Raw genomic sequence first — 26,737 nt, forward strand, 5'->3', positions numbered from 1 at the left:
CGAGGTGATTTTTACGCGAGGGTAGACGAGGGCTTGGCCAGTCCTTGCTTGGCGTAGCGGAGCGAAAGTCTCGAACGACTTTCGCTCCGTTTTTTTTATTCCTCGCGCAGCGACAGGTTGATTACTCGCTCAGAAGGCGCTTGAGTTCGTCAAGGAATGAAGCAGTAGTGTGGCCCCACAGATTGGGATCAATCCCTGCGCCGTAATCTCTTTCGAACGCAGAATCGAGGTCGGACGGATGCTCATTCATGAATGAATTTATTTCATCAACTATTTCCTTTTGATATTCCAGTGGGCTATCATTTCTATAGCATGAGACAATTTCAGAGATTGTGTTTCCCCACAAATCAAAATCCTCATTGAAATACGCACCGAAAAGCTCGTACATTCTAGGGTAGCGATCTGATAGCATTGGCTATCCTTAGCCCACGTGGGCGGTAAATATGTAATACGGCATATTATTATATTCCTGAAACTTCAAAATTACGGTGACTTCGTTCATCTTGGTCAGTTCGTTGGTTTTTCTCGTTACCCCGTATCCTATATCGCCACAAACTTTCTTGACCAATGTAAGGGGAATGCGGTTTTTCGGAGATTGTATCCAGCTCTGTATTTTCAAGGCATTTGAGTTCATTACATCAGATATCGCCAACTCTGCCACCTGAAGATTATAAAACGATGAAACAACCCTTTTTTGGGGTTCCCGTTTAAGGCGTTCCCGTAGCCATGCCTCGTCCTTCTCAACATGCTTCAGAATCGTATGCCCGCCAAGCCTTGGATTAATGGCCTTCGCCTCATGCATTTGCAGATTGATCCTGCCGTGTTTGCCATGCGCCGCTGTGTATTGCAGAAATTTCGACGGCGCTTGATCGTAATGACCGGTATTAACGAGCGCGAAAAACTCGTTATTTCCACTTCTATGATTGAAGATGAAATCAACAACCGCATCGTACTCGTACTGAAACAACGGAACAAAAATTCTGCTATTTACAATTCGCTCGGCTTCGCGTAGATCATGATGAAGCAGTTTCAGCGCCTGCGGTTCGGTAATTCCATTTCCGTAAAGCGCTTCGGAAGGTGCGCCGGATATTGGTCCGATATGGACCAGATGTCCGTATCCGATCGTGGAATTTCCGCCGCCGCCACCTCCATCCTTATCGTACAAATGCGACCGAAAGGCCTCCCACTGCGCAGTGAACTGAACTCCAGCTTGGGAAACATTCCACGGCTTGCCGATCCTGTCCGACTGGAGAATTACAAGTGAATTCGGGTTTGTATCTGTTAGTGCTGCTCCCAGTGCATCACGCATTACGCCTCCCTATGACCAATAAAGACGTGAATGGATCTCGCACCATGTGTCTGATAGCGCTTGGTGCGTCCCTGCAAATCGGTAATACCGTGAACAAGTGCGCCCGATGGAAGTTGGGCGGTGTAATACGTATTAGGGAGTGCATTACCTCCAGCATCGGTTAGCGTGAACCGCTGATCGAAACGATTCCGTGAGCGTCCGCGACAATCGCACGCCCATGCGTAACCGAGGGCTTCGGCCATGTCGTAACCGTTTGAATACGACTTCAACCTATCGAACGGAAACCATTCGCCGGTTTCGGCGTTCAGCGCCATTGCAGACGGCATTGGCGGGAAGTTTGAGTAGATTGAATAGGTGATACGGCAAACTTGGCACTCTTCTTAGTCTCTAGTTCCAAGTGCAACACCTTGAATGAGGTAGGGTGTTGCGATGAAGAAGAACTACAAGCATTTGAGTGCGGAAGAACGCGCGGCGATCATGATCGAACATCAAAAGGGCGGCAGCATAAGAACTATTGCGGGGCTGCTGGGGCGCAGCGCTTCGACGGTGTCGCGCGAACTGGCGCGTAATTGCAGCGTGGACGCGCCGCGCTACTGTGCGACGCAGGCGGCCTCGGCCTATCGGCTGCGTCGTCGGCGCTGCGTACGGCCGCGCAAGTTGATCGAAGGCAGCGCGCTTTATCGGCATGTGCATGATCACCTGGTCTACTGGCGCTGGTCGCCGCAGCAAATCGCTGCCAAACTGCGGGCCATGTATCCAGACGACCCAAGTCAGCACGTCAGCCACGAGACGGTCTATGCTGCCATTTACACGTATGCACGTGGCTCGCTGAAACCAGCCATGATCGCAGCCTTGCGCCAAGAAAAACCGGCGCGCGGAAATCGGCGCACGACGCTTGCTGGCGGCAGCTATGTTCCCGAGGATTTGCGCATCCAATATCGCCCCGAGCAGATCGAGCAACGGCTGTTGCCGGGGCACTGGGAGGGCGACTTCATCAAGGGTGCGTTTAATCGTTCCGCCGTGGGCACGCTGGTCGAACGCAAGACGCGCTTCGTGATTCTGTGCCGCATGGATGGCTGTACGGCCAGGAATGCGCTGGAAGGCTTCTCGCGGCAAATGAAGAAGTTGCCGGCCTTTCTTCGCGAGAGCCTGACCTACGATCGGGGAACGGAAATGGCCTGCCATGTCGAGCTCTCCAGGCGGCTCAATATCGATATCTGGTTTGCTGATCCGCATGCGCCCTGGCAGCGCGGCAGCAATGAGAACACCAACGGCTTGCTGCGTCAGTTTCTGCCAAAGGGCACAGACCTTTCGACGCTCTCGCAGACCCAACTCAATGACATCGCCAAATTGCTTAACGGGCGGCCTCGCCAGACGCTCGGCTGGGACTCCCCCGAGGAAGCAATGGCTAAAGAGTTAGAGAAGGCTGGATTAGCTAAACGTTGCACTTGACTCTTGAGACTGCCCACCCACTGGGGTTGGTCAGGCGCCGTCGTGCTGAGGGCCGACTGTTTGCTACGGGGAATTATGATGCGACTCACTAAGATAACGGTTGCAGTGATCCTATCATGCGGCACGTCGGCCGCCTTTGCAGACGCGACTTGCGAGGCATCCGCGAAAACGCGCGATGACTATCTGGCGTGTACAAATGCCGACACGAAAAGCATGCTAAGTGACGCTGAAAAACTCTATCGAAATCTCCACGCCAACGCTAAGGGCGAAGCGCTCGCGGAACTCGCGAAAAATCACAAGCTGTGGGAAGAAAAATTGCAATCCGATTGCAAGTTATTTGGGATGGCATTCAACGACTGGAAAGGCGGTTATATGCCTGATACAGACTTCCAGGTGGCGGCCTGCAGGCAGGATGCGGCAAAACAGAGGCTCGAATTTTATGAATGGTTGTCTTGTCCGGACGATATGGAATCGTCGGAGCATCCGGAATGCTCAACGGTTAAAACGATTCTTGGACGCAAGAAATAAATCGAAATTGAGTTGAGTCCGATCTGTAACGAGAGGGAACTGCGCGTGGATGTGCGACAAGCTGTTGAACTGCGTACGGACACTCGTTGAGGACGTGCCGCTTGCAGAAGGGAAAACGCGTTCAATTCCGGTGAAGGATCATCCGAATCTGATCGTCGTGGCTTGGCGTGCAGGGAATGGGCGATGAGTGATCCGATCAATAAGGATCTGCGATTGCTTTTCCAGTGCTGCCCACGGAAGCACGATTTTCTGGACGCTTAACCCCGACTATCTGAAAGCGACAGGCGCCAAAGCATACCGATGACAATCACTACGATACTGGTGGCGGCTATGGCCGCCCTATCTGGCAGCGCACATGCGGCTCAGTCTTACGACAGCTACGAAGCCTTGTACGTTGCCCAGGCGGGGGCAGTGTTTGGCGACCCGATCAAACGAAACGGTGACCCGACCGATCAAAACGCCGGCGTGGTCTATTCCTACCCAGGCGAGCCAGGCACTTTTATGAAGCTGCAAGCCAAACTGGAACGGAAAACGCTAAACATTGAACTCTGGAAGGATCGCCTGGCAGTCGACGGCAAATCCTATCGCTTTGCGCACGCTACGACATTCCCCGGCGAGCATGTGTCGGAAATCTTTCCGCAATCAGCCAACGTATTCATTGCAGCGCGAACCGATACGCATCCGCCCTTACTCTGCGTGGAAGGGCACGGCAACGGTTCGGGCGAAGCCGGAAGTCGATACCGGCAGATCTCGCTGCTGGTCAACCCTCTAGCGCGCAAGCCGACGTTTCTTCATCTGCCGAGTTTACTTTCGTCATGTCGGGCCGTCGTGGCGACGAAGGAAGGGAAGCTTGCCTTTCCGAATAACAGTTACGTATTCGACGATGCACAGGCATCCCGCGTTGGCCTGTTAGTGTCGTACTACACGTTTAAGAATCAGCGATTTGTCCCGGTCCCGGCTCTAAAGCAACTCCGGCTCAAATTTACGCATCCAGAGATACCGTTTCAATTTTCCATTCAGGACGAGCACCAGGTATCGACGTTGCTATTCAGCGAGATCAAATGATGGTGAAGCACCCGAACGCGCGGGATTGATCCAATGTCAACGTTCTATCAGCGCCCTTTAGGCTTAAAACTCGCCGACCACCTCATCGCAGGCAACTCAACGAGCCGATAGAACACATAGGCGGCCGGCACCGCGACCAGCATATAGCCGAACGACGGCCAGATCGACATCTGCAGCGACGAACGAAACAGCCACGCCGACAGCAACACGAAAATCGGCAGATGGATCAGATACAGCGAGAAGCTGAAGTCGCCGACGCGGGACAGCAGGCGCGACAGCGCGTGCGACCCTGCGCGAAGCAGCGCGAGCACGCCGCTCGCTTCGCGTTGCGGGTCCTTGCGCGCATCGAGTGTCTTGTACAGATAGCACGCGAAGCCGAGCGCCCATATCTGGAACGCGCCGTACTGGCCGAAGTGAAACGCGACGCAGCCTGCCGCGAGCAATCCCGCCGCGAGCACGTACAGCAATGCGGGCGCACGCGTGCGTACCGCGCTGCGCGCTTTGGCATCGGCGATCCACGCACCGAGCGTCCAGGAGAACCAGTACGACGTGAAGAACTGCAGATCGTGGCGCTCCAACCCGTACGCGGACGCAACGTTGATCGCGCCGACGAGCGCGAGCACGGCGTTCATGCCGATGCGTCTGCGTAGCGCGAACAGCAGCGGATAGATCGCATAGAACTGCACTTCGAGCGACAGCGTCCACAGCGCGCCGTTCGAGCCATACGTTTTACCCGCCACACCCTGCAGCGAAAACAGGTTGACCAGAAACGGATGCCAGCCGATGTCGCGAATCTTGTGACTGACGGGCGGCAATTGCAGGCTCAACGAATCGAGCGCGAAGGTCAGTACGAGCGCCGCGAGCAGCACCGGGTAGATGCGCGCGAAGCGCCGCAGCCAGAAGTTGCCTGCATCGAGCCGGTAAGCGGGATTGCCCGCGAGCCGCAGCGCGCCGCCGCGATGGATGCAGTAGCCACTGATGACGAAGAACATCGGCACACCGGCCGAGCCCCATGCGATCGGAAACGTCAGATACGCGGCGAGACTACTGGGACTCAATGAATGTCCGACGCTCTGATGAAACGCCTGCATGCCGACCCACACGATCTGGCGGCAATGAAAGTAGGCGACCAGCAGCGCGGCGAAGCCTCGCATCGCGTCGATCGCGTGCTCCTTGCCGGCGCTATCGACACGCGCGTCGCTGCGCGCATGCGCCGTGGCCGGGTTTCTCTCCGGGCCCGGCAGCGGGGAGAGGGGCAGGGATGAGCCGGCGGCATCCAGTGCTGGGTCGCTCATACGCGGTCCTTATCTGAAGCGGAAAAAAGAAAAAATTGCGCGGAACAAGCCTTCGAGCGGGCGTCTTGCGCACCCGCGACGCATCCATCCTAGAGCACCGCAATCCTGAAAAATGATTAAAAAATTCCATTTCGCATTGAATCCGACATCGATTTTGTGACGAATTGTAATTGCGAGCCGACGTATGGGGTATCGAATTATTTATCGCTTTTGTCGTGCTAATTTAAAGCAAGGATTTTCTGACCCCGAGGTGAAGTCATGAACCTGCATTTACTGGCCGGCGTGGCCGTCCTGCTGATCCTGGTGGCCGCCTCCGCCTACCGCGATGCCTTGCGCAACGAGCCGATCCGTCGTTACCGGATGAACCCAGGCAAGCTGCCACCGGTCGACGAACAGGAATGACGTGCTGCCGAAGCCGGTCATCGGGTCGCCAGGCGCCCCTGCCAGGGGTCGTCCGAAAGGTAAGACTTTCGGATTTGCTCGATCACCAACTGGTAATAGATACGTAATAATTTCCTCAATTTGTCACAATATCGCATTTCGATTAATACGTTAATTATCCGAATTAAATCGGAGAAAAACGCTTGCGTGAACCTCGCAGTTTTTCTGCTAGTCTTGCGCCGGCATTGATTGGCCGCCAGGTCCGAGAACACACCAATTTCTAACCGATGTGGGAATGCCTACCATGCTGAAAGTCACCAAAGCCGTGTTTCCCGTAGCGGGCCTCGGGACACGATTCCTGCCGGCTACCAAAGCAAGTCCGAAGGAAATGCTGCCGATCGTCGACAAGCCGCTGATCCAGTACGCGGTCGAAGAAGCGATCGACGCCGGCATCACCGAGATGATCTTCGTGACGGGCCGCAGCAAGCGCGCGATCGAAGATCACTTCGATAAATCCTATGAGATCGAGTCCGAACTCGAAGCGCGCAACAAGCAGAAGCTGCTCGACCTCGTGCGCAGCATCAAGCCGGCCAACGTCGACTGCTTTTACGTGCGCCAGGCCGAAGCGCTCGGTCTCGGCCATGCGGTGCTGTGCGCCGAAAAACTGGTGGGCGACAGCCCGTTCGCGGTGATTCTCGCCGACGACCTGCTGCATAGCGCGAAGCCCGTGATGAGTCAGCTCGTCGATACTTTCAACCACTATCACAGCTCGGTGATCGGCGTCGAAACGATCGCGCGCGAGGACAGCCGCTCGTACGGCGTCGTCGACGGCCGCGAGTGGGAAGACAACGTGATCAAGCTGTCGGGCATCGTCGAGAAGCCAGCGCCGGATGAGGCGCCGTCGAATCTCGGCGTGGTGGGCCGCTACGTGCTGATGCCGACGATCTTCAAACATATCCGCGCGCTGAAGCCGGGCGCGGGCGGCGAGCTGCAACTGACCGACGCGGTGCAGTCGTTGCTGACCGAGGAGCAGGTGCTAGCGTATCGCTACTTCGGCACGCGCTTCGATTGCGGCAGCAAGCTCGGCTATCTGAAGGCGACCGTCGAATTCGCACTGCGCCATCCCGAGGTGAAGGCTGAATTCGAGGCGTATCTGCAAGCCTTTATGAAGAACGAAGCGTCGGGTGGCGAGGCGGCGCAATTGACGGCAGAAGCCGCGTGAAGTGACACGACCTGGAAGAAAAAACGGGCGCCGCATTGCACGGCGCCCGTCGTCGTTTCGGCCGGACGGCCTCAACCCTGCTTCTTCACCTCGAGCCGGAACTTGTGCAGCAACGGCTCGGTATATCCGCTCGGCTGCTGGCGCCCCTCGAAGACGAGCGCCTGCGCGGCCTTGAACGCGATCGTGTCGAAGCCGGGCGCCATCGACTGGTAAAGCGGATCACCGGCGTTTTGCGCGTCCACCACCTTGGCCATGCGCTTGAACGTCTCCTCGACGAGCTCGCGCTTGATCACACCGTGATACAGCCAGTTGGCGATGTGCTGGCTCGAAATACGCAGCGTCGCGCGGTCTTCCATCAGGCCGACGTTGTGAATGTCCGGCACTTTCGAGCAGCCGACGCCCTGGTCGATCCAGCGCACCACATAGCCGAGAATGCCCTGCGCGTTGTTGTCGACCTCGGCGCGGATTTCGTCGTCGCTCCATTGCGCCTTTTCGACGACCGGAATCGTCAGCAGGCCGTCGAGCAGTTCGTCGCGCACCGTCGCATAGTCGGTGCGTTCGAGTTCCTGCTGGACCGCCTGCACGTCGACCTGGTGATAGTGCAGCGCGTGCAGCGTCGCCGCGCTCGGCGAGGGCACCCACGCGGTGTTCGCGCCGGCCTTCGGATGGCCGATCTTCTGCTCTAGCATTGCGTGCATCAGGTCGGGCATCGCCCACATGCCCTTGCCGATCTGCGAGCGGCCGCGCAGGCCCGCGCTCAAACCGACCAGCACGTTGCTGCGCTCGTACGACGTGATCCACTTGCTCGACTTCATGTCGCCCTTGCGCATCATCGGGCCCGCTTCCATCGCCGAGTGCATCTCGTCGCCGGTGCGATCGAGGAAGCCCGTGTTGATGAACGCGACGCGCGCCGACGCTTCGGCGATACAGGCGAGCAGGTTCACGCTGGTGCGGCGCTCTTCGTCCATGATGCCCATCTTGATCGTGTTGCGCGGCAGCTTCAGCAGGTCTTCGACGCGCGCGAACAGTTCGCTCGCGAACGCGACTTCGGCCGGTCCGTGCATCTTCGGCTTCACGATATAGATCGAGCCGGTGCGCGAGTTCAGCTTGTTCTGGCGGTCGCGCAGCGCGCACAGCGTGGTGATCACCGCGTCGAGAATGCCTTCCGGAATCTCGTGGCCGTCTTTCGTCAATACGGCCGGGTTCGTCATCAGATGGCCGACGTTGCGGATGAACAGCAGCGAGCGGCCATGCAGCTTGACCTGCGACTTGCCGTCGGCGCCGATGTATTCGCGATCGGCATTGAGCCGGCGCGTGAAGGTCTTGCCGTTCTTCGTGACCTCTTCGGTCAGGTCGCCGTTCATGAGGCCGAGCCAGTTGCGATAGAGCTGCACCTTGTCGTCGGCATCGACGGCTGCGACCGAGTCTTCGCAATCGATGATCGTGGTGACGGCCGCTTCGACGACGATGTCCTTCACATGGGCCGCATCGGTCTTGCCGATCGAATCGTTCGCATCGATCTGGATCTCGACGTGCAGGCCGTTGTGCTTGAGCAGCACCGCCGACGGCGTGCTCGCGTCGCCCTGATAGCCGACCAACTGCGCGGGTGTCTTCAGCGCCGTGGTGCCGCTTTTCAGCGCGACGACCAGTTGGCCGTTCTCGACGCTATAGCGCGTTGCGTCCGCGTGCGAGCCGTTCGCGAGCGGCGCGGCCTGATCGAGGAACTTGCGCGCGTACGCGATCACGGCTGCGCCGCGCACCGGGTTGAAGCCCTTCTGCTTTTCCGCGCCGTCCGTTTCGGGGATCGCGTCGGTGCCGTACAGCGCGTCGTACAGGCTGCCCCAGCGCGCGTTTGCGGCGTTCAGCGCGTAGCGCTGGTTCGACAGCGGCACGACGAGCTGCGGGCCGGCCTGTCCGGAGATTTCGCTGTCCACGTGGTCGGTCGTGGCCTGGACGCTTGTGGGCACGGGCACGATGTAGCCGATGCCTTCGAGAAACGCACGATACGCGCGCAGATCCCGCACCGGGCCGGGATTGGCCCGATGCCAGTTGTCGAGTTCGCTTTGCAGGCGGTCGCGCTCGGCGAGCAACGCCCGATTTTTGGGCGCCAGCTCGTGCACGAGGGCGTCGAATCCCGACCAGAAGGCGGCGCTGTCGATTCCGGTGCCGGGCAGGGCTTCGGATTCAACGAACTGGTCGAGGTTGGCGGCGACCTGCAGTCCGCCGCGCGGGTTCATCTGAGTCATCGACTGCTCCATCTGTTATGGGACCGACGAGGGGGCATCGGTCCGCGTTGTGTCTCGGGATTGCTTTGGCGCTCGGCGCTTTACACGCCGAGCGCCTGAATGCCGGCTTTCGCGATCTGCGCATCCTGCTCCGACTTGACGCCCGACACGCCGACCGCGCCGACCACGTGGCCGTCGACGATCACCGGCACCCCGCCTTCGAGCGTGCCCTGCAGCGGTGCGCTGAGGAACGCGGTGCGGCCGTTGTTGATCATGTCTTCATAGACCTTGGTTTCGCGCCGGCCGAGCGCCGCGGTGCGCGCTTTTTCGGTCGCGATATACGAGGTGGAGGGCGCCGCGCCGTCGAGACGCAGCACCGCGAGCGGATGGCCGCCGTCGTCCGCGACGACGATCGCGACAGGCCATTTGTTCTTCTCGGCTTCCGCACGGGCGGCATCGACAATGCGGGTCGTCTCGGCGACGGTCAACACGGGTTTGCTCAGCATAATGAATTTCCTGTCTCGGTGATGGGAAGGTGGCGTCTACAGCTTCTTTCGGTAACCGGCGACGCGGCGCTTCAGAAGATCCTCGGGGCTCCGTTGCAAGCTTCTTGCGGCTCTCCGGCGCGCGGCTGATCCGACGATTTTACTTCCGCGCGAGGCAGCGCGAAACGGCGGCCTCGCCAGGCGGCTCTGCCCGTGCGCTCGACAGTGCCGCCGCAACGCCACGCGCCGGGCGGTTCACAAGCGCGGCCTGGTTCAGAAATAACGAGGTAGACCAGCCGATGAGCTGGTTTTCGAAGCCTTCAATGCGGCCAGACAATGGTCGCACCGCGAGCCGTAGCGGGGGCGACGGCTTCGGTTCATCGTCGGATGACAGCGGCCAAGCGAACGAGGCCCGGTTCACGCTTTCACGAGTGATCCAGACCCGCGCATGGGCGACGCGAACACCGCTTAGCCGCCCACGAACCAGTCGAAACCAGTGGAAGGCAGCCGAAACTGGCTGATACGCCCGAAGAAACGTTCGATCTGCGGTCGACCTCTATCAGGTCGGTTTCCCGCACTCGCCGACAATGAGGCCAACCGGGGCAGCAGCATTGACTATGATCGCGCTGTCAGTCCGGACCACACGATGACGGCTCGGCGGTGCGACCCAGTCAGCGATCGGGGGGCGTTGATGAATGGCGATCGCGGAGAAATCCTTGCACCCAGTTTTCGGGGCGACGTCCGAGGTCGGGTGCGCGATGGCAAGGTGGGCGAAGCCCAAACATATTCCAGCGCATAGTGCAGGCAGCGTACGCATGGTGTGTCCTCCTTGTGCGAGAGAACCAGTAGAGTGCCAGTCAACTGTCTGTCAGCTTCGATCAGTGGGGCTCTGCAGCGATCGACCTTGCTCCGCGTCGGCAGTGGCGGATCGATCGTTGGCTCGTTGAAGGCACGACAGGCCTGGTACGCTTTCAATCTATGCAGTGGCGATTAAAGCAGGCTTAAAGGCTTTCCCCGTGCCGGCACGATGATCGCCCGTTCTCTCCACGGTGCGGGGACGCCTTGTGGCAGGTGCATGCTATCCATACGCTGAAGGCCCCGGCAAACGAAGAATCTCGCGGATGTGAGCGCCGATGGCCGACCCGCATTGCAGGCCGCGGCGTCAATATCAATCGGACGATCCAGCAGTCCCGCCGAAAAGGGGTATCTGTTGAACCTGAAACTGCCCCAGCGCCCAACCGAATGACTCGATTTCCCGCTTATGCGGCATCGCGAGCTTCAACAGGCACCGCTCGCCTTTTTCCGTCAGGTGGACCTGCACGAGTCGCCGGTCGGAAGCGTCGGGGTGACGCTCGACGAGCCCGGCGGCTTCGCAGCGGGACACGAGCGCCGCGGTGCCGTTGGGCGCTGCCTGCAACCGTTCAGCCAGTTCGCCGATACTGGCCCAGGAGCGGTCGGGAAATCCCCTGACGTGAAGCAGCATCTGATATTGCAGAGGCGTGACTCCTTCCGCGTGAGTAATTTCTTCCGAATACCGCAGGAACCTGCGTAACTGGTAACGGAATGCCGACATGGCTTCGAGATCCTGCTTGTTGGGCATGCCGACCCGGATGTGCGGTGATGTTTGCTTCACTTTGCTACCTGGTATTGCGTGACCGTAGCAGGAACTTCCCGCGTCCTCGACCGTATGCCGCGGCTATGCCTCCTCGCCTTTTTCATCCTGTCCGATAACGACGCTCGTCGACGACGCAAACATGTAACGCGGCACATCCAGATTCTGGGGCGCGGGTTTGTCTTTGAACACTCGACCGGCCAGGTCGTAAGTCGAGCCGTGACAAGGGCACAGAAAGCCCCCGGGCCAATCGTCGGGCAGACTGGGTTGCGGCCCGGGCTGGAAGCGGGGCAGCGGGGTGCAGCCGAGATGGGTGCAAACGCCGATCACAACGAGTATGTTGCGATGATCCGGGCGCGACCGGTATTCGTTGTTGCAGTAGGCCGGTAGCGGTATCGAGAACGGATGCACGGTATGCGGGTCGGCGACCATCGGGTTGGCCTTGAGCACGGCCGTCAGCATCTCGTTGGTTCTGTTGACGATGAAAATCGGCTTGCCGCGCCACGCCACGGTCATCATGCTGCCAGGCTCGAGTCTGCTGATGTCGGCGCTGACTGGCGCCCCGGCTGCCCTCGCACTCGCTGGCGGCGCAAACGAGTCGACAAAAGGAACGACGACCGCCACGCCTCCTATGGCGCCGACGGCCGATGTGGCGATGAGCCATCTGCGGCGGGTTTCGTCGAGAGGCTCGCTGGAACCGTTTTTCATGGCAAGCTCCGAGTCGGTTCGGTTGCCCATCGCGACTTTTCACGAGTACCGGTTACCGAATGCACCGCCGCGGTCGTCACGCGCCGGAAAGCCGGCGAATCGGATCGCGTGCGGCCAGAAAGGCGAGACGCCGGTCTACATCGACCACAGGAACACTTCATGCACATGCGACGACGGAGCGATATTCACGTCCCTGCGCTCCGTCTTGCCGTTATATGTGGCGCTTACGCTATACCGGCCGTGAGGCAGCGACGCCAACAGGAAAGGACCCTTTGCGGTGGTCTGCAATATCGTATTGCCGTGCATGTCGGATAGCGTCACCGGGATATTCGCAAGGTACTCGTTGCCGCTAGCCGCCTTGCCCGCAAACTCGAGCGTGAGTGGATACCTTGGCATGACCTCCTTGATAGCGGTGGATTGGCCAAGGCCGATCCCGCCGCTCAGGAACGTAACCTCACCCTCGTGCTGTACCGCGGGTAAAGGCTGAGTTGCCGCGAACGCGTATTGGACGCTTGCACTCAGTGCGAGTGCCGTCAAGCCAACTTTGACGATTGCGTGCTGGTTCATTTCGAGCTCCTCGTAAGGTGTGGCGATGAGGTACGCGCCGCCACTGCGCTGCCAGGGTCTATTTACATATATAAACAGACCCTAGCCCATGTCGATGGTGACGAACATGCGCTGTCCGTCGCGTTGGACCAATAGCGCGACCGCGTTACCGCTGTTCGCCGCTTTCCGCCGGAACTGGGCGGGACTTGCTACATGAGTGCTGTCGACCATCAGGATGATGTCTCCCGGTTCGATGCCGGCGAGCGCGCCGGCCCCCGTGCTTTTTTCGACCAGGACACCACCTTCGACACCTGCGTCGTGTCGCTCCTGTGCGGTCAAACCGCGCACGGTCAACCCATCGGGAGCTGCGACCTGCGCAATGGCCGGGATCTCGGCAGGAGTGGCATTCAGACTGCCAAGCGCGACTGTCGTATCGTGCGTGGCGTTATCGCGCCAGTACACGAGATGGACGGACGTGCCCGGTTTGAGATCGGCTACTGTGACGGGCAACTGGGTCGAATCTGGAATATCAACGCCATTGACCTTCATGATGACGTCGCCTGGTCTGAGACCGGACCTGGCAGCCGGTCCTCGCGGGTCGACCGAGCTGACGAGCGCCCCTTGCGGCCTGTTCAGACCGAAAGATTGCGCAAGCGGCCAGCTGACATCCTGAATCGTGATGCCGAGGCGTCCGTGTTCCGCCTCGTGGTGCAGTTGCAACTGTCGGGCAACTTTCATCGCTTCATCGATCGGCAGCACGAACGCGGCTCCTTCAACGTCGCCGATCTCTTTCGTGATAGGCATTTCGATCCCAATGACGTTGCCGTTCAGACTGAACACCGGGCTGCCTGCATCGCCCGCATTTTCGGTCACGTCAGTCTGGATAAGCGGTACATACGACTCGCCTGGCAAAGGCCGCGACATGTTGCTGATGATGCCTGCCGTCACCGTGTCGTTCAGTCCATAAGGGGAGCCGATCGAGACGACCCACTGACCGGCCTTGTTCGCGGACGGTGAGCCAATTTTGACTGTCGGCAGTTTGGTGGCGGGAATCTTGAGCAGCGCGATACCGCTCGCTGGGTCGTCGCCGACCACCTTGGCCTTGAACTTGCGACCGTCCTTTAGCGTCACGCTGATTCGGGTTGCTTTGGTTATCAGGCTGGAGTCGGTGAGAATGTAACCATCGGCGGCGATGATGAATCCAGAGCCGCTGCGTTGCGATGCCAGGCCTGCCGCGCCAGGAGGGGCGTAGGCGAACTGCTGGAACTGCCGGGTAAAAGGATCGTCTTCGCTGCCGGCCGGCGGCCAGAGGGGAGTGAAGGTGGCGACGGGTTGAGCCGCTGTCACGCTGATATTGACGACTGCTTTGCCTTCTTCGCTGACGAGGCGCGAGAAGTCCGTCACTATCGCGGGCGCCGTGTCGTGGCCTGGAAGCCTGGCAGCCGGCACATTCGCGCCAGAGCTTACGTTGTTCGGAGGGGATTGCGCCATGCAGCCCGCGGACACCGCCACGGTCAGACATTCCACGATCAGGAAGTACTTGAGGTTGTCGCGTCGCATCACATGCCCCCCGACACGAGCAGTTGAGTCGGTTGAGTCGGAGTAACGCGTCTGTCCGATGCGTTCTCCATGCTGCTGTGATTCGACTCTAGGTCGCCACTTTTAAAACAAGCTTAAAAAAGCCCGATGAGAGGGTCCGGCTCGCACGTCCCCGTCAACGCTAATTTCGGTACTATACGGATCTACTTTCAGTCCCCGATTTTCGCCGGAACTGCGCTCCCGACGCGCGTGCAACCATGCCTACCATCAACGAACTGTTCGTCTATCCGATCAAATCCTGCGCGGGCATCGCGCTCACCGAGGCGCGGCTGTTGGCGACGGGCCTCGAATACGACCGCAACTGGATGATCGTCGATCCCGAAGGCGCGATGTTCACGCAGCGCGCGTATCCACGCATGGCGCTGATCAAGGTCGAACTCGGCGCAGAGGATCTGATCGTCAGCGCGCCGGGCATGCGTGAGCTGCGCACGCCGCTCGATGCCGCGCGGCTCGCCGCGGCACCCAGGGTCGCTACCGCGGTGTGGCGCGACGCGGCCTACGGGCTCGACACCGGCGCAGAAACGGCGGCCTGGTTCACGGAGTTCCTCGGTCTGCCCGCGCGCTTGCTGCGCTTCGATCCCGAGCGGGAACGCGTCGTCGATCCGGACTATACGGACAGCACGGGGGGCGCCACGACCTTTTTTGCCGATGGCTTTCCGCTGCTGGTGGTCGGCCAGGCCTCGCTCGACGATCTGAACGCGCGCCTGAACGGCAAAGGCGCACCGTCGATCGGAATCGATCGCTTCAGGCCCAATATCGTGCTCAGCGGCCTCGATGCCTATGAAGAGGACTATGTCGAGACACTCGCCGTCCGCGCGAATGCGGACTCGAGCGCGCGCGTCGAGTTACGGCTCGTCAAGCTGTGCACGCGCTGTCCGATGCCGACCATCGATCAGGCGCGCGGCGCGCCCGATCCCGACTGGCCGAACGAGCCGACCGACACGATGCTCGGTTACCGAGTCAGCGAACGCTTCGACGGCGCGGTCACGTTCGGCAACAACGCGCTGGTCGCGAGCGGGGCGGGGGCCTGGCTGCGCGTCGGGCAGCAGGTCGACGCGGAACTCGGGTTCGGCGATTGATGGGATGAAAGGCGGGCGAGGCCCGCTTCGATCGCCGATCAGGCTGCCCGCGCCATGGCCGACGCGGGTAGTGTTTGCCCCTCTCGATTGCCGCGAGCTTCGCGTTCCCAGCAAGGCGCTTCGACGCTCTCGCCAACCGCATTGCCCACCAGAATCACCGCCGGACTGCCGAAGCCGGCGCCGAGCGCATCGGCGGCGAGCCGATCGAGCCGCGTCAACAGGCGCCGCTCGCCGCCGCCGCCGGCCCACTGCACGACCGCGGCCGGCGTTTCGGCCGGCAGGTGCGCGAGCAACGCAGCGGCGATGCCGTCGATGCGCCGCATGCCCATATAGATCGCGAGCGTCGTGCGCGTCGCGGCGAGCGCGCCCCAGTCCGGCTCGCCGTGATCTTCGGTGTGCGCGGTGACGAAGCTCACGCCGTGGCAATGCCGCCGATGCGTGAGCGACATGCCGAGGCCCGCGGCGGCCGCGAAGCCCGACGAGATGCCGTTGACGATCTCGACCGCGAGGCCCGCATCGCGCAGCACCGCGAGTTCCTCGCCCGCGCGACCGAACAGCAGCGCTTCGCCGCCTTTGACGCGCACCACGTGCAGACCCTTCAGCGCATAACGCCGCATCAGCCGCTCGATGAACGCCTGCGGCGTCGAGCGGCAGCCGCCGCGTTTGCCGACGCGAATCACGCGCGCCTGCGGCGCGAGGGTCACGATGTCGGGATTCGCGAGGTCGTCGAGCAGCACGACGTCGGCGGCCGCGAGCGCCTTGACGGCCTTCAGCGTCAGCAAGTCGAGGTCGCCCGGGCCGGCGCTCAGCAGCGTGACCTTGCCGGTGTTGGTGTTCATGTCGGTGTCCTTATGCCGTTGGTTTCCGTTGGCCCGAAACGAAAACGGCGCCCGCCCGTGAAGATCACGAGGGGACGCCGTTGTCCGTTGCATTGCCTGTCGACGGTTGAGTCTGCGCGTCGCGACGACGTTGTCGCGATGAGGTTGCGCAAGAGCAATGCAAGGACCACGCCATCGATCCGATCAAGGCGCGCAAGCCGTTGCCACACATTGCGATTCACGCGGAAAACATGACGGCGATCGCACGCCCGTGCGCCGTCGTTTCGCACGTCGACAGTGCTGCGTCGCACCATCCCTGTGCCTGGCCGCCTCAAAACGCGTCGCGCGCGGGCTCCGGTCCGAAGCCGCGCGACTTGCCGCAAATCCCCGCCACACCGCGCTTTCGGGCGCATTTATCGAAATTGGCACAGCCCTTGCGATAAGCGTTGCCATCGGACCAACGTGGGTTCGTCGCGCTTGCAGCACAACTGCACGCGCCCCGCAGCACCCAACAGGACAACGGCGTCCCCCGAATTCGGCCCCTCGGCTGGATTCGCGGGACGCCGTTTTTATTTCCGCAATCGCTTTCGCCAGACACCAGAGGACAGCGCGCTCATGAAAATCATCGTTATCGGCCACGGGATGGTCGGCCACAAACTGGTCGAATGCCTGGCGCAACGGGCCGCGCACGATCTCGACATCACGGTGCTGGGCGAAGAATCGCGACCGGCCTACGATCGCGTGCATCTGTCCGAGTTCTTCTCGGGCAAGACCGCCGATGACCTGTCGCTCGTCGAGCCGGGCTTCTTCGAGCGCCACGGCGTGCAACTGAAGCTGAACGCGCGGGCGGTCGCGGTCGATCGCGACGCGCGCACGGTGACGGTCGCGACCGGCGAAACGCTGCCGTACGACCGCCTCGTGTTCGCGACCGGCTCCTATCCGTTCGTGCCGCCGGTGCCGGGCCGCGAGCGCGGCGACTGCTTCGTCTATCGAACGATCGACGATCTCGAAGCGATGCGCGAATGCGGCGCCCGCTCGAAAACGGGCACGGTCGTGGGCGGGGGCCTGCTCGGTCTCGAATGCGCGAAGGCGCTGCGCGACATGGGTCTGCAAACGCACGTGGTTGAATTCGCGCCGCGCCTGATGGCGGTGCAGGTCGACGACGGCGGCGGCCGCGTATTGCGCGGCCGGATCGAAGAGCTTGGCGTCACGGTGCACACGCAGAAGAACACGACGGCGATCGTCGACGGCGAAGCGGGCACGCACCGCATGCAGTTCGCCGACGGCAGCCATCTCGACACCGACATGATCGTGTTCTCCGCCGGCATCCGTCCGCGCGACGATCTCGCGCGCGCATGCGGCCTCGAACTCGGCGCGCGCGGCGGCATCGCCATCGACGACGCGTGCCGCACCAGCGATCCGCACATCTATGCGATCGGCGAATGCGCGCTGTGGCGCGGCCAGCTGTTCGGGCTCGTCGCGCCCGGCTACGAGATGGCGCGCGTGGTCGCGAAGCAGTTGCTCGGCGACCCGGCCGAATTCGCCGGCGCCGACATGAGCACGAAGCTCAAGCTGATGGGCGTCGACGTCGCCAGCATCGGCGACGCGCACGGCAATACGCCGGGCAGCCGCACCTACCAGTTCAGCGACGAACGCAAGCAGATCTACAAGAAGCTCGTCGTGTCCGATTGCGGCAAGCATCTGCTCGGCGGCGTGATGGTCGGCGACGCGAGCGAATACGGCACGCTGCTGCAGATGATGCTGAACCGCATCGAGCTGCCAGCGTCCCCCGAATTCCTGATCCTGCCGCAAGCGGACGGCAGCGCGAAGCCGGCGCTCGGCGTCGAGGCGTTGCCCGCGGCCGCGCAGATCTGCTCGTGCAACAACGTGTCGAAGGGCGAGCTGTGCGCAGCCGTGTGCGCGGGCGCGACCGACATCGGCGCGTTGAAGAGCGCGACCGGCGCGGGCACCTCGTGCGGCGGCTGCGTGCCGCTCGTCACGCAGGTGATGAAGGCCGAGATGAAGAAGCAGGGCCTCGCGGTGAACAACCACGTCTGCGAGCACTTCCCGTATTCGCGCCAGGAGCTGTATCACCTCGTGCGCGTCGAGGGAGTGCGCAGTTTCGGCGCGCTGCTCGCCAAGCATGGCCGCGGGCTCGGTTGCGACATCTGCAAGCCGGCGGTCGCGAGCATTCTCGCGTCGTGCTGGAACGAATTCGTGCTGAAGAAGGAGCACGCGTCGCTGCAGGACACCAACGACTACTACCTCGCGAACATCCAGCGCGACGGCACCTATTCGGTCGTGCCGCGCATGCCGGGCGGCGAAGTGACGCCCGACGGCCTGATCGCGGTCGCGCAGGTCGCGAAGAAATATGGCCTCTACACGAAGATCACCGGCGGCCAGCGTGTCGATCTGTTCGGCGCGCGCGTCGAGCAATTGCCGTCGATCTGGGAAGAGCTGATCGCGGCCGGCTTCGAATCGGGCCACGCGTACGGCAAATCGCTGCGTACGGTGAAGTCGTGCGTCGGCTCGACGTGGTGCCGCTATGGCGTCGGCGATTCGGTCGGTCTCGCGGTCGAACTCGAGAATCGCTACAAGGGCCTGCGCACGCCGCACAAGATCAAGTTCGGCGTGTCGGGCTGCACCCGCGAATGCGCGGAAGCGCAGGGCAAGGACGTCGGCGTGATCGCGACCGAGAAGGGCTGGAATCTGTACGTGTGCGGCAACGGCGGCATGAAGCCGCGTCACGCGGAACTGCTCGCCGCGGACCTCGATAAGGCGACGCTCGTGCGCTATATCGACCGCTTCCTGATGTTCTACGTGCGCACCGCCGACCGACTGCAACGCACCAGCGTGTGGCGCGACAACCTCGAAGGCGGGCTCGACTATCTGATCGACGTGATCGTCGACGATCGCCTTGGCGTCGCCACCGAGCTCGAAGTGGAGATGCAGCATGTGGTCGACACGTACGAGTGCGAATGGAAAAAGGCCGTCACCGATCCCGAAACGCGCAAGCGCTTCCGCCATTTCGTCAACAGCGGCGAGTCCGATAGCAACGTCGCCTTCGTCGAGGAGCGCGGACAGATCCGGCCGGCAACGCCCGCTGAGCGGCAGGTGCAGCGCATCGGGATTCCCGTTGTCGTCGAGACGGTTTGACCTCATCCGATTCCCGCTTAACTCAAAAGGAGCCCAGTCATGAAGAACGAACGCTTGCCCCGCGCCTGGACCGCGATCTGCGCACTCGACGACATCGTGCCGAACACCGGCGTTTGCGCGCTCGTCAATGGCGAACAGGTGGCCGTGTTTCACGTCGATGGCGGCCAAGTCGAGTCGCCGGCCGAGCCCACGGTCTACGCGATCGAAAACTTCGATCCGGGTTCGCACGCGGCGGTGCTGTCGCGCGGACTCGTCGGCAGCCTCGGCGAGCGCATCGTGGTCGCGTCGCCGATCTACAAGCATCACTTCGATCTGCGCACCGGCGAATGCCTCGAAACGCCGTCGTATTCGGTCAGCGCATTTGCCACGCGCGTCGAAAACGGCCAGGTGTGGGTCGCGGTTTGAGGTAGCGGCCTTTGTCCATCGTTCTGATGTTTCAACCCGATCATTCGCGCATGTCTGCTACCAGCGTAAAGAGCGTGTGTCCGTATTGCGGCGTCGGCTGCGGCATGGTGCTGCACGTCGAGGACGGCCAGGTCGTGAAGATCGCTGGCGACAAGGAGCATCCGGCCAACCTGGGCCGGCTCTGCACCAAAGGGCAGTCGGCCCACGTCGCGCTGCGCAAGTCGGGTCGTCTCGAAGGCGCGTTCGTGCGTCGTGCGCGCGACGAAGACCCGGTGCCGCTGCCGATGGCGCAGGCGCTGAGCGATACCGCCGCGCGTCTGCGGCGCGTGCTCGACGAGCATGGTCCCGATGCGCTGTCGTTTTACGTGTCGGGGCAGATGTCGCTCGAAGCGCAGTATCTGGTCAACAAGCTCGCGAAGGGCTTTATCGGCACGAACAATATCGAAGCGAATTCGCGTCTGTGCATGGCGAGCGCGGCGAGCGGCTACAAGCTGTCGCTCGGCGCGGACGGTCCGCCCGGCTCGTACGAAGACTTCGATCACGCGGATCTGTTTTTCGTCAGCGGCGCGAATATGGCCGACTGCCACCCGATCCTGTTCCTGCGCATGATGGATCGCGTGAAGGCGGGCGCGAAGCTGATCGTCGTCGATCCGCGCCGCAACACGACCGCCGGGAAAGCCGATCTGTTCCTGCAGATCAAACCCGGCACCGACCTCGCGCTGCTGAACGGTCTGCTGCATCTGCTGCACGAAAACGGCGCAACGGATGCGGCTTTTATCGCCGAACACACCGAAGGCTGGGACGCGATGCCCGCGTTTCTGGCCGGGTATACGCCGGAGAACGTCGCCCGCATCACGGGCCTCGCCGCCGACGACATCCGTCGCGCCGCGCAGATGATCGCGTCGGCCAAAGACTGGATGAGTTGCTGGACGATGGGCCTGAACCAGAGCACGCACGGCACGTGGCACACCAACGCGCTGTGCAATCTGCATCTGGCGACGGGCCGCATCTGCCGGCGCGGCAGTGGACCGTTCTCGCTGACGGGCCAACCGAACGCGATGGGCGGCCGCGAAATGGGCTATCTGGGCCTTGGTCTGCCGGGGCAGCGTTCGGCGCTGGTCGCCGCAGATCGCGCGTTCGTCGAAGCACTGTGGGGCATCGCACCGGGCACGCTCAAGGCGGACGCGGGCAACAACGGCACGATCGACATGTTCGCGCGCATGGCCGCGGGCGACATCAAGGCGTGCTGGATCATCTGCACGAATCCGGTCGCGACCGTCGCGAACCGGCAGACCGCGATCGCCGGTTTGCGCGCGGCCGAACTCGTGATCGCGCAGGACGCGTTCCTCGATACCGAAACGAACCGCTACGCCGACGTGTTGCTGCCCGGCGCGCTGTGGGCCGAAGCCGAAGGCGTGATGGTCAACTCGGAGCGCAATCTGACGCTGATGCAGCAAGCCATCGAACCGCCCGGCGCGGCGCTGCCCGACTGGCAGATCATCGCGCGCATCGCGTGTGAAATGGGCTTTGCCGATGCGTTCAGCTATGCGAGCGCCGACGAAGTGTTCGCCGAACTCACGCGCGCGGCGAATCCGGCGACCGGCTACGACCTGCGCGGCGCGAGCCATCGCCGCTTGAAGGACTCGCCACTGCAGTGGCCGATCGCGTCAGCCGATTCGTCCGAGCGCAATCCGCTTCGCTATCTGAATGACGGCGTGAGCCAGACACTCAGGGAGTCGGAAGATGGCGGCCACCCGCGCATTGCTTTTCCGACCGCGAGCGGCAGGGCGAAGTTTTTCGCGCGTGCGTATCAGCCCGCGGCCGAGTTGCCCGATCGCGAGTTTCCGATCGTGTTGAACACGGGCCGTCTGCAGCATCAGTGGCACACGATGACCAAGACCGGCAAGGTCGCGATGCTGAACAAGCTGAACCCGGGACCCTTCGTCGAAATTCATCCGGACGACGCGGCCGAACTCGGGATTCGCGCGAAGGACGCGGTCGAGATCCGTTCGCGGCGCGGCCGCGCGGTCCTGCCCGCCGTCGTCACCGATCGTGTGAGCGCGGGTCAGTGCTTCGCGCCGATGCACTGGAACGACGTGTTCGGCGACGAACTGTGCATCAATGCGGTGACCAACGACGCGGTCGATCCGGTTTCTCTGCAGCCCGAACTGAAAGTCTGCGCGGTCGCGCTGAGTCCGGTGACGGCGGATCGCGACGCGAGCACTCGCAATGACGACGATGCGCTCTCTACCCCCGCCGACGCAGCGGTTTTAGCGCCCAGCGCCAAGGATCAACCCATGCCTCGTATCGAAGCCCTCACCACTTTGCTGCAACTGCCGCCCGAGCCCGCGCCCGTGCCGTCGCTCAGCGACGCGGAGCGCGCGTATCTGGCGGGTTTCGTCAGTGGCCTGCGTTCGGCCGAAGCGCAAGGTCTCGTCAACGTGCCGGTGCTGCCGCACAGCGCACCGTTCGATGCGGTGAAGCGGCTCTATGTCGATGGTCTGCTTGCGGGACTGTATAGCCGCAGCGCGACGACAGCCCAGACGTCGACCGCTGCCTTGCGGCCGAATCTCGCGCAGGAAGAGCCACGCGAATCGGGCGTGCGCATCGTGCGCGTGCGGCCGAAGGTCACGCTGTTGTGGGCCTCGCAAACCGGCAACACCGAATCGCTGACCGAGCGTTACGCGACGCGTCTGATGGAATCGGGCTTCGAAATCCGCACCGCGTGCATGGCCGACTATTCGTTCGCGACGCTCGCGAAGGCGCAATACGTGCTGCTGATGACCAGCACGTTCGGCGACGGCGATGCGCCCGACAACGCGCAGGACTTCTGGACGCAACTGAACGCCGCCTCGGCGCCGCGCCTCGACGGCGTGCGTTTCGCGGTGCTCGCGCTCGGCGATCGCAACTACGATCAGTTCTGCGGTCACGGCCGCCGTCTGGACGAGCGGCTCGCCGCGCAGGGTGCGCTGCGTCTGAGCGAGCGCGTCGATTGCGATACTGAATATCAGCAGGGCGCCGATGCATGGCTCGAACGCGTGATCGTCTGCATCAAGCAGGCGGATGCCGCGCTGTACGCGGTGCCGCCGGGCGGCATGATCAACGCGGTGGTGGGCGCGGTGCCGACCAAGGCGCGGCCGGCCGCGTCGCGCGTCGTCGGCAATCTGCGCCTGAACCGGCAGGGCGCCGCGAAGGATACGCGCTACGTGTCGCTGCAAACGGGCGGGACGAACCTCGAATACGAAGCGGGCGATGCGCTCGGCGTGTGGCCGAGCAACTGCCCCGAACTCGTCGACGAACTGATCACGCTGAGCGGTTTGCACGCGGAGGCATCGGTGCACGTCGCGGGTATCGGCGACATGCGGCTCGCCGATGCGCTCGGCAAGCACTACGAGATCGCGCGGCCGAGCGCCGAGGCGCTCGCGTTCGTCGCGGCGCGCAGCGGCAATGGCGCGCTGGGCGATCTGCTCGCGCCCGAACGCAAGGCGGATCTGAAGCAATGGCTATGGGGACAGCAGCTCGCCGACGTATTGCACGAGTTTCCGGTGAGCCTCTCAGCCGCCGAGCTGACCGGCATGCTGAAACGCCTGCAGCCGCGTCTGTATTCGATCGCATCGAGCCCGAAGGCGCATCCGGGCGAAGTGCATCTGACGGTATCGGCGGTGCGTTACAGCAACGGGCGGCGACACCGCAAGGGCGTGTCGTCGACGTTTCTCGCGGATCGCGCAAGCGACACCGACGTGCCCGTGTTCGTGCAGAAGTCTGCGCACTTTCGTCCTCCTCATCAATCGGACACGCCGATGATCATGGTCGGACCGGGCACCGGCATCGCACCGTTTCGCGGCTTTCTGCACGAACGGCAGGCACGCGGCGAGCGCGGACGCAACTGGTTGTTCTTCGGCGAACAGCATGCCGCGACCGACTTCTACTATCGCGACGAACTCGAAGCGATGCGCGCGAGCGGTCTGCTGACCCGGCTCGACGTCGCGTTCTCGCGTGACCAGGCCGACAAGATCTATGTGCAGGACCGCATGCGCGAACACGGTGCGCAACTGTGGGCATGGCTCGAAGACGGTGCGCATTTCTATGTATGCGGCGACGCGAACCGGATGGCGCGCGATGTCGATGCGGCGCTGAAGGACGTCATCACGACTCACGGTGGCATGAGCGAAGAGAAAGCACTCGAATACGTGAGCCGTCTGACGCGCGAAAAGCGTTATGCACGCGACGTGTATTGAGCCGCCGATGCGTTGCAGAAGATGCCTTTAAAAAGGCCTCGTAACAGACAGCCCGATGGCATGACGCTTGCGTGTCGAGTCCCAGTGAAAACTCTGGGCGACATGCCGGCGCAAAACACAAGTAACGCAGCAACTGGACTACCCGTCATTTTATTTACTGAGGATCTCTGATGAAAAACGTGATGCACTCCCTGCGAAGCGGTGATTGGCGCGCACTGGTCGCCTGCTTTCTGTATTTCGACACGGGCTTCACCGTCTGGGTGCTGTATGGGCCGCTCGCGCCGTTCATCAGCAAGAGCATCGCGATGACGCCCGCGCAGCAGGGTCTGCTCGTCGCGGTGCCGGTGTTGTCCGCGGCGATTCTGCGCGTGACGCTCGGCAATCTGTATCAGTCCGCGCACGGCAAACGCATTGCGTTGATGGGCGTGCTGCTGTCGGCGGTGCCGACGATCGTGCTGCCGTTGCTGCAATCGGTGCCGTCGTACGAAATGCTGCTGGTGCTCGGCGTGTTCCTTGGCGTCGGCGGCGCCAGCTTCGCGGTCGCGCTGCCGATGGCCGGCAGTAACTATCCGCCGAAAGTGCAGGGCCTCGTCTTGGGGCTGGCCGCGGCCGGCAACATCGGCGCGGTGCTCGACGGCTTCCTGTTCCCGCAACTGGCGACGCGCTACGGTTGGCAGCTCGCCGCGGGCGGCGCCTTGCCGCTGCTCGCGATCGCCGCGATCACGCTGTACTTCTGGGCCAACGACGCGGGCGTCAAAACCGGCAGCGTGCTGCGCGCCTTCGGCAGTTTCGCGACGACGCTGGTCGGCCTGATCGCGCTCGTGCTGCTCGTCGAAGCGGGGCTATTCGGCGCGGGCAAGACCGGCGTGCTGCTGCTGCCGGTGATCGGTGCGCTGCTGGCGATCGCGGTGCTGCCGCAACGCTACCGCTCGGTGCTCGCCGAGCGCGATACGTGGGTCATCATGCTCGTCTATAGCATCACGTTCGGCGGTTTCGTCGGTATGTCCTCGTATGTGTCGCTGCTGCTGACCAACCTGTATCAACTGTCGGAAATCGACGCGGGCCTGTTCATGGCGCTGCTCGCCGCGACCGGCGCGATGGTGCGCCCGCTCGGCGGTCTGATCGCCGACCGCGTGTCGGGCGTGCGCGCGCTGACCGTGCTGCTGGCGATCATCGCGGTTTGCGATTTCCTGTTCGCGGCGGCGATGCCGTCGCTCGCGGGCGGCATTGCGTTGCTGCTGTGCCTCTATGTCGCGTTCGGACTCGGCAATGGCGCGACGTTTCAGCTCGTGCCGCATCGCTGGGCCGGCCGCACCGGGCTGATGTCCGGCATCGTCGGCGCGGCGGGCGGCATCGGCGGCTTCTATCTGCCGGTCGTGATGGGCATCGCGAAGGAGAGCACCGGCAGCTATCAAATGGGCTTCGCGACGTTCGGCACACTGTCGGCTTGCGCGTTCCTTGCGATCGTCGCGCTGCGCCGGCCGTGGATGGCGTGGTCGATGCAAACCGGCGTCATGCACGCGCATGCGACGGAGTAAGGCGCGGCGCGCGGCGTCCGGTCGTGCCGGCGCCGCACGCATCACGCTCTGAACAAAGCGCAGTCGAATGCTTGCATATCGGAGGCGGTGCTTCTAATATGCAGTCAGGAGGCTGCATATGAACTCATCGACCGATCGCATCGAAAAGCAGGTTCTGTTGAAGGCGCCGCGCTCGCGCGTCTGGCGTGCGCTGTCCAACGCCGAGGAATTCGGCAAATGGTTCGGCGTGAATCTCACCGGCAAGCAGTTCGTCGCGGGGCAATCCACGCAGGGGCACATCACCTATCCAGGCTATGAGCATCTGCTGATGAACGTGCTGGTCGAGCGTGTCGAGCCCGAGCATCATCTGTCGTGGCGCTGGCATCCGGCCGCGATCGACATCACGATCGACTACACGCCTGAGCCGACCACGCTCGTGGAATTCGATCTGAGCGACGTCGAGTCGGGCACGCTGCTGCGCGTCGTCGAATCGGGCTTCGACCAGTTGCCGATCGGGCGCCGCGCGCAAGCGTTCCGGCTGAACGACGGCGGCTGGGAGCAGCAGATGGTCAACGTCGAGCGATATGTCGGCGCGAGCTAGGGCGGCCCCCGCGAGGGCGGGCCTCAAGGCGGCGACACTGCGCAGTTCGGCGGCGGTGTTCGCGGCGCTCGGTGACGAGACGCGTCTGCGGCTTGTCGCGGCGTTGTGCGCGGGCAGTGCGATGTCGATCGCGCAGCTGACGGCCGGCACCGACATCACGCGGCAGTCGGTCACGCAGCATCTGCAGGTGCTGGCCGACGCGGGCCTCGTGCACGACGTGAAGGTCGGACGCGAGCGCCTGTGGGCGTTCGAGCCCGCGCATCTCGACGCGGCGCGCCGCGCGCTCGACGCGATTTCGCGGCAGTGGGATCAGGCGCTGCTGAAGCTGAAGACGATGGTCGAAGAATGAAGGGCGGGCGTCCGTGGTGATTGCACGAACCGAGCCGGCACGCGGATTGGCCGCCTGCCGGTAGGCGGTACGCGATGGCGGGTGCCGCATTTTTTACCGACTGCGAGCGGCACATCGTGCGCGGAAGCGCGGAACAACGCAAAAAGG

Annotated in this window: 22 protein-coding genes; 12 read left to right on the forward strand and 10 right to left on the reverse strand. The window is 62.4% G+C overall.

Annotated features, from left to right (window positions below; genetic code table 11):
- Positions 1 to 121: 121 nt before the first annotated feature.
- Entirely contained in the window at positions 122 to 412 is a 291-nt protein-coding gene (locus tag OKW26_RS24955) for a contact-dependent growth inhibition system immunity protein (protein ID WP_429355535.1), read from the reverse strand.
- A 9-nt stretch (positions 413 to 421) separates the two neighbouring features.
- A complete protein-coding gene (locus OKW26_RS24960) occupies positions 422 to 1,309 on the reverse strand; it encodes an RNase A-like domain-containing protein (protein ID WP_429355536.1) in 888 nt (295 codons plus the stop codon).
- A gap of 429 nt (positions 1,310 to 1,738) precedes the next feature.
- Between OKW26_RS24960 and OKW26_RS24965 the strand changes: the two genes are divergently transcribed.
- The 3 genes from OKW26_RS24965 (at position 1,739) to OKW26_RS24975 (ending at position 4,354) form a co-directional block, all read left to right on the forward strand.
- Positions 1,739 to 2,761, forward strand: a complete 1,023-nt coding sequence (locus OKW26_RS24965; protein ID WP_429352295.1) for an IS30 family transposase — start codon at positions 1,739 to 1,741, stop codon at positions 2,759 to 2,761.
- A 78-nt stretch (positions 2,762 to 2,839) separates the two neighbouring features.
- A complete protein-coding gene (locus OKW26_RS24970; protein ID WP_184146169.1) occupies positions 2,840 to 3,289 on the forward strand; it encodes a hypothetical protein in 450 nt (149 codons plus the stop codon).
- A 300-nt stretch (positions 3,290 to 3,589) separates the two neighbouring features.
- Positions 3,590 to 4,354 carry a hypothetical protein gene (locus tag OKW26_RS24975; protein ID WP_184066588.1) on the forward strand — a complete coding sequence of 255 codons (765 nt, stop codon included), beginning with the start codon at positions 3,590 to 3,592 and terminating at the stop codon, positions 4,352 to 4,354.
- Between the two features lie 47 nt (positions 4,355 to 4,401).
- Here the strand turns inward: OKW26_RS24975 and OKW26_RS24980 are convergent, their stop codons facing one another.
- Positions 4,402 to 5,649, reverse strand: a complete 1,248-nt coding sequence (locus OKW26_RS24980) for an acyltransferase family protein (protein WP_429355537.1) — start codon at positions 5,647 to 5,649, stop codon at positions 4,402 to 4,404.
- 258 nt (positions 5,650 to 5,907) lie between these two features.
- Between OKW26_RS24980 and OKW26_RS24985 the strand changes: the two genes are divergently transcribed.
- Both OKW26_RS24985 and galU read left to right on the forward strand, forming a co-directional pair.
- Positions 5,908 to 6,051, forward strand: coding sequence for a hypothetical protein (locus tag OKW26_RS24985; protein ID WP_008921966.1), 144 nt, complete (start codon positions 5,908 to 5,910; stop codon positions 6,049 to 6,051).
- 283 nt (positions 6,052 to 6,334) lie between these two features.
- Positions 6,335 to 7,252: a UTP--glucose-1-phosphate uridylyltransferase GalU gene (galU, locus tag OKW26_RS24990; protein ID WP_184066584.1), complete on the forward strand. Its 918-nt coding sequence runs from the start codon at positions 6,335 to 6,337 to the stop codon at positions 7,250 to 7,252.
- Positions 7,253 to 7,323: 71 nt separating this feature from the next.
- Here galU and OKW26_RS24995 read toward each other — a convergent pair whose 3' ends face one another.
- The 6 genes from OKW26_RS24995 to OKW26_RS25020 form a co-directional block, all read right to left on the reverse strand.
- On the reverse strand, positions 7,324 to 9,498 hold the full coding sequence (locus OKW26_RS24995; RefSeq protein WP_429355538.1) for a malate synthase G: 2,175 nt from the start codon (positions 9,496 to 9,498) through the stop codon (positions 7,324 to 7,326).
- A gap of 80 nt (positions 9,499 to 9,578) precedes the next feature.
- Entirely contained in the window at positions 9,579 to 9,983 is a 405-nt protein-coding gene (locus OKW26_RS25000; protein WP_184003617.1) for a heme-binding protein, read from the reverse strand.
- Positions 9,984 to 11,130: 1,147 nt separating this feature from the next.
- Positions 11,131 to 11,562 (reverse strand): MarR family winged helix-turn-helix transcriptional regulator, encoded by a 432-nt coding sequence (locus OKW26_RS25005; protein ID WP_429355539.1) that lies wholly within the window; start codon positions 11,560 to 11,562, stop codon positions 11,131 to 11,133.
- Positions 11,563 to 11,658: 96 nt separating this feature from the next.
- Positions 11,659 to 12,282, reverse strand: coding sequence for a ubiquinol-cytochrome c reductase iron-sulfur subunit (gene petA, locus OKW26_RS25010; RefSeq protein WP_184066576.1), 624 nt, complete (start codon positions 12,280 to 12,282; stop codon positions 11,659 to 11,661).
- A gap of 135 nt (positions 12,283 to 12,417) precedes the next feature.
- Positions 12,418 to 12,849, reverse strand: a complete 432-nt coding sequence (locus tag OKW26_RS25015; protein WP_090804862.1) for a carboxypeptidase regulatory-like domain-containing protein — start codon at positions 12,847 to 12,849, stop codon at positions 12,418 to 12,420.
- Positions 12,850 to 12,930: 81 nt separating this feature from the next.
- Positions 12,931 to 14,388: a trypsin-like peptidase domain-containing protein gene (locus OKW26_RS25020; protein ID WP_429355540.1), complete on the reverse strand. Its 1,458-nt coding sequence runs from the start codon at positions 14,386 to 14,388 to the stop codon at positions 12,931 to 12,933.
- Positions 14,389 to 14,624: 236 nt separating this feature from the next.
- Here OKW26_RS25020 and OKW26_RS25025 point away from each other — a divergent pair, with 236 nt between their 5' ends.
- Positions 14,625 to 15,506, forward strand: a complete 882-nt coding sequence (locus OKW26_RS25025) for an MOSC domain-containing protein (RefSeq protein WP_429355541.1) — start codon at positions 14,625 to 14,627, stop codon at positions 15,504 to 15,506.
- Between the two features lie 38 nt (positions 15,507 to 15,544).
- On the opposite strand, the gene cobA is transcribed toward OKW26_RS25025, so the two are convergent.
- On the reverse strand, positions 15,545 to 16,345 hold the full coding sequence (gene cobA, locus OKW26_RS25030) for a uroporphyrinogen-III C-methyltransferase (RefSeq protein WP_429355542.1): 801 nt from the start codon (positions 16,343 to 16,345) through the stop codon (positions 15,545 to 15,547).
- A gap of 594 nt (positions 16,346 to 16,939) precedes the next feature.
- Between cobA and nirB the strand changes: the two genes are divergently transcribed.
- From nirB to OKW26_RS25060, 6 genes are all read left to right on the forward strand, one after another.
- Positions 16,940 to 19,480, forward strand: coding sequence for a nitrite reductase large subunit NirB (nirB, locus tag OKW26_RS25035; protein ID WP_429355543.1), 2,541 nt, complete (start codon positions 16,940 to 16,942; stop codon positions 19,478 to 19,480).
- 39 nt (positions 19,481 to 19,519) lie between these two features.
- Entirely contained in the window at positions 19,520 to 19,885 is a 366-nt protein-coding gene (gene nirD / locus OKW26_RS25040; RefSeq protein ID WP_184066563.1) for a nitrite reductase small subunit NirD, read from the forward strand.
- Positions 19,886 to 19,935: 50 nt separating this feature from the next.
- Positions 19,936 to 24,123 (forward strand): molybdopterin-dependent oxidoreductase, encoded by a 4,188-nt coding sequence (locus OKW26_RS25045; RefSeq protein WP_429355544.1) that lies wholly within the window; start codon positions 19,936 to 19,938, stop codon positions 24,121 to 24,123.
- A gap of 170 nt (positions 24,124 to 24,293) precedes the next feature.
- Entirely contained in the window at positions 24,294 to 25,661 is a 1,368-nt protein-coding gene (locus OKW26_RS25050; protein WP_429355545.1) for an MFS transporter, read from the forward strand.
- A gap of 118 nt (positions 25,662 to 25,779) precedes the next feature.
- Positions 25,780 to 26,241, forward strand: a complete 462-nt coding sequence (locus OKW26_RS25055; protein WP_184074052.1) for an SRPBCC family protein — start codon at positions 25,780 to 25,782, stop codon at positions 26,239 to 26,241.
- A complete protein-coding gene (locus tag OKW26_RS25060) occupies positions 26,225 to 26,590 on the forward strand; it encodes an ArsR/SmtB family transcription factor (protein ID WP_184033686.1) in 366 nt (121 codons plus the stop codon). Before OKW26_RS25055 ends, OKW26_RS25060 begins: the two co-directional genes overlap by 17 nt.
- Positions 26,591 to 26,737: the final 147 nt, after the last annotated feature.

The sequence above is a fragment of the Paraburkholderia sp. 32 genome (assembly GCF_050435345.1).
Classification (GTDB): domain Bacteria; phylum Pseudomonadota; class Gammaproteobacteria; order Burkholderiales; family Burkholderiaceae; genus Paraburkholderia; species Paraburkholderia tuberum.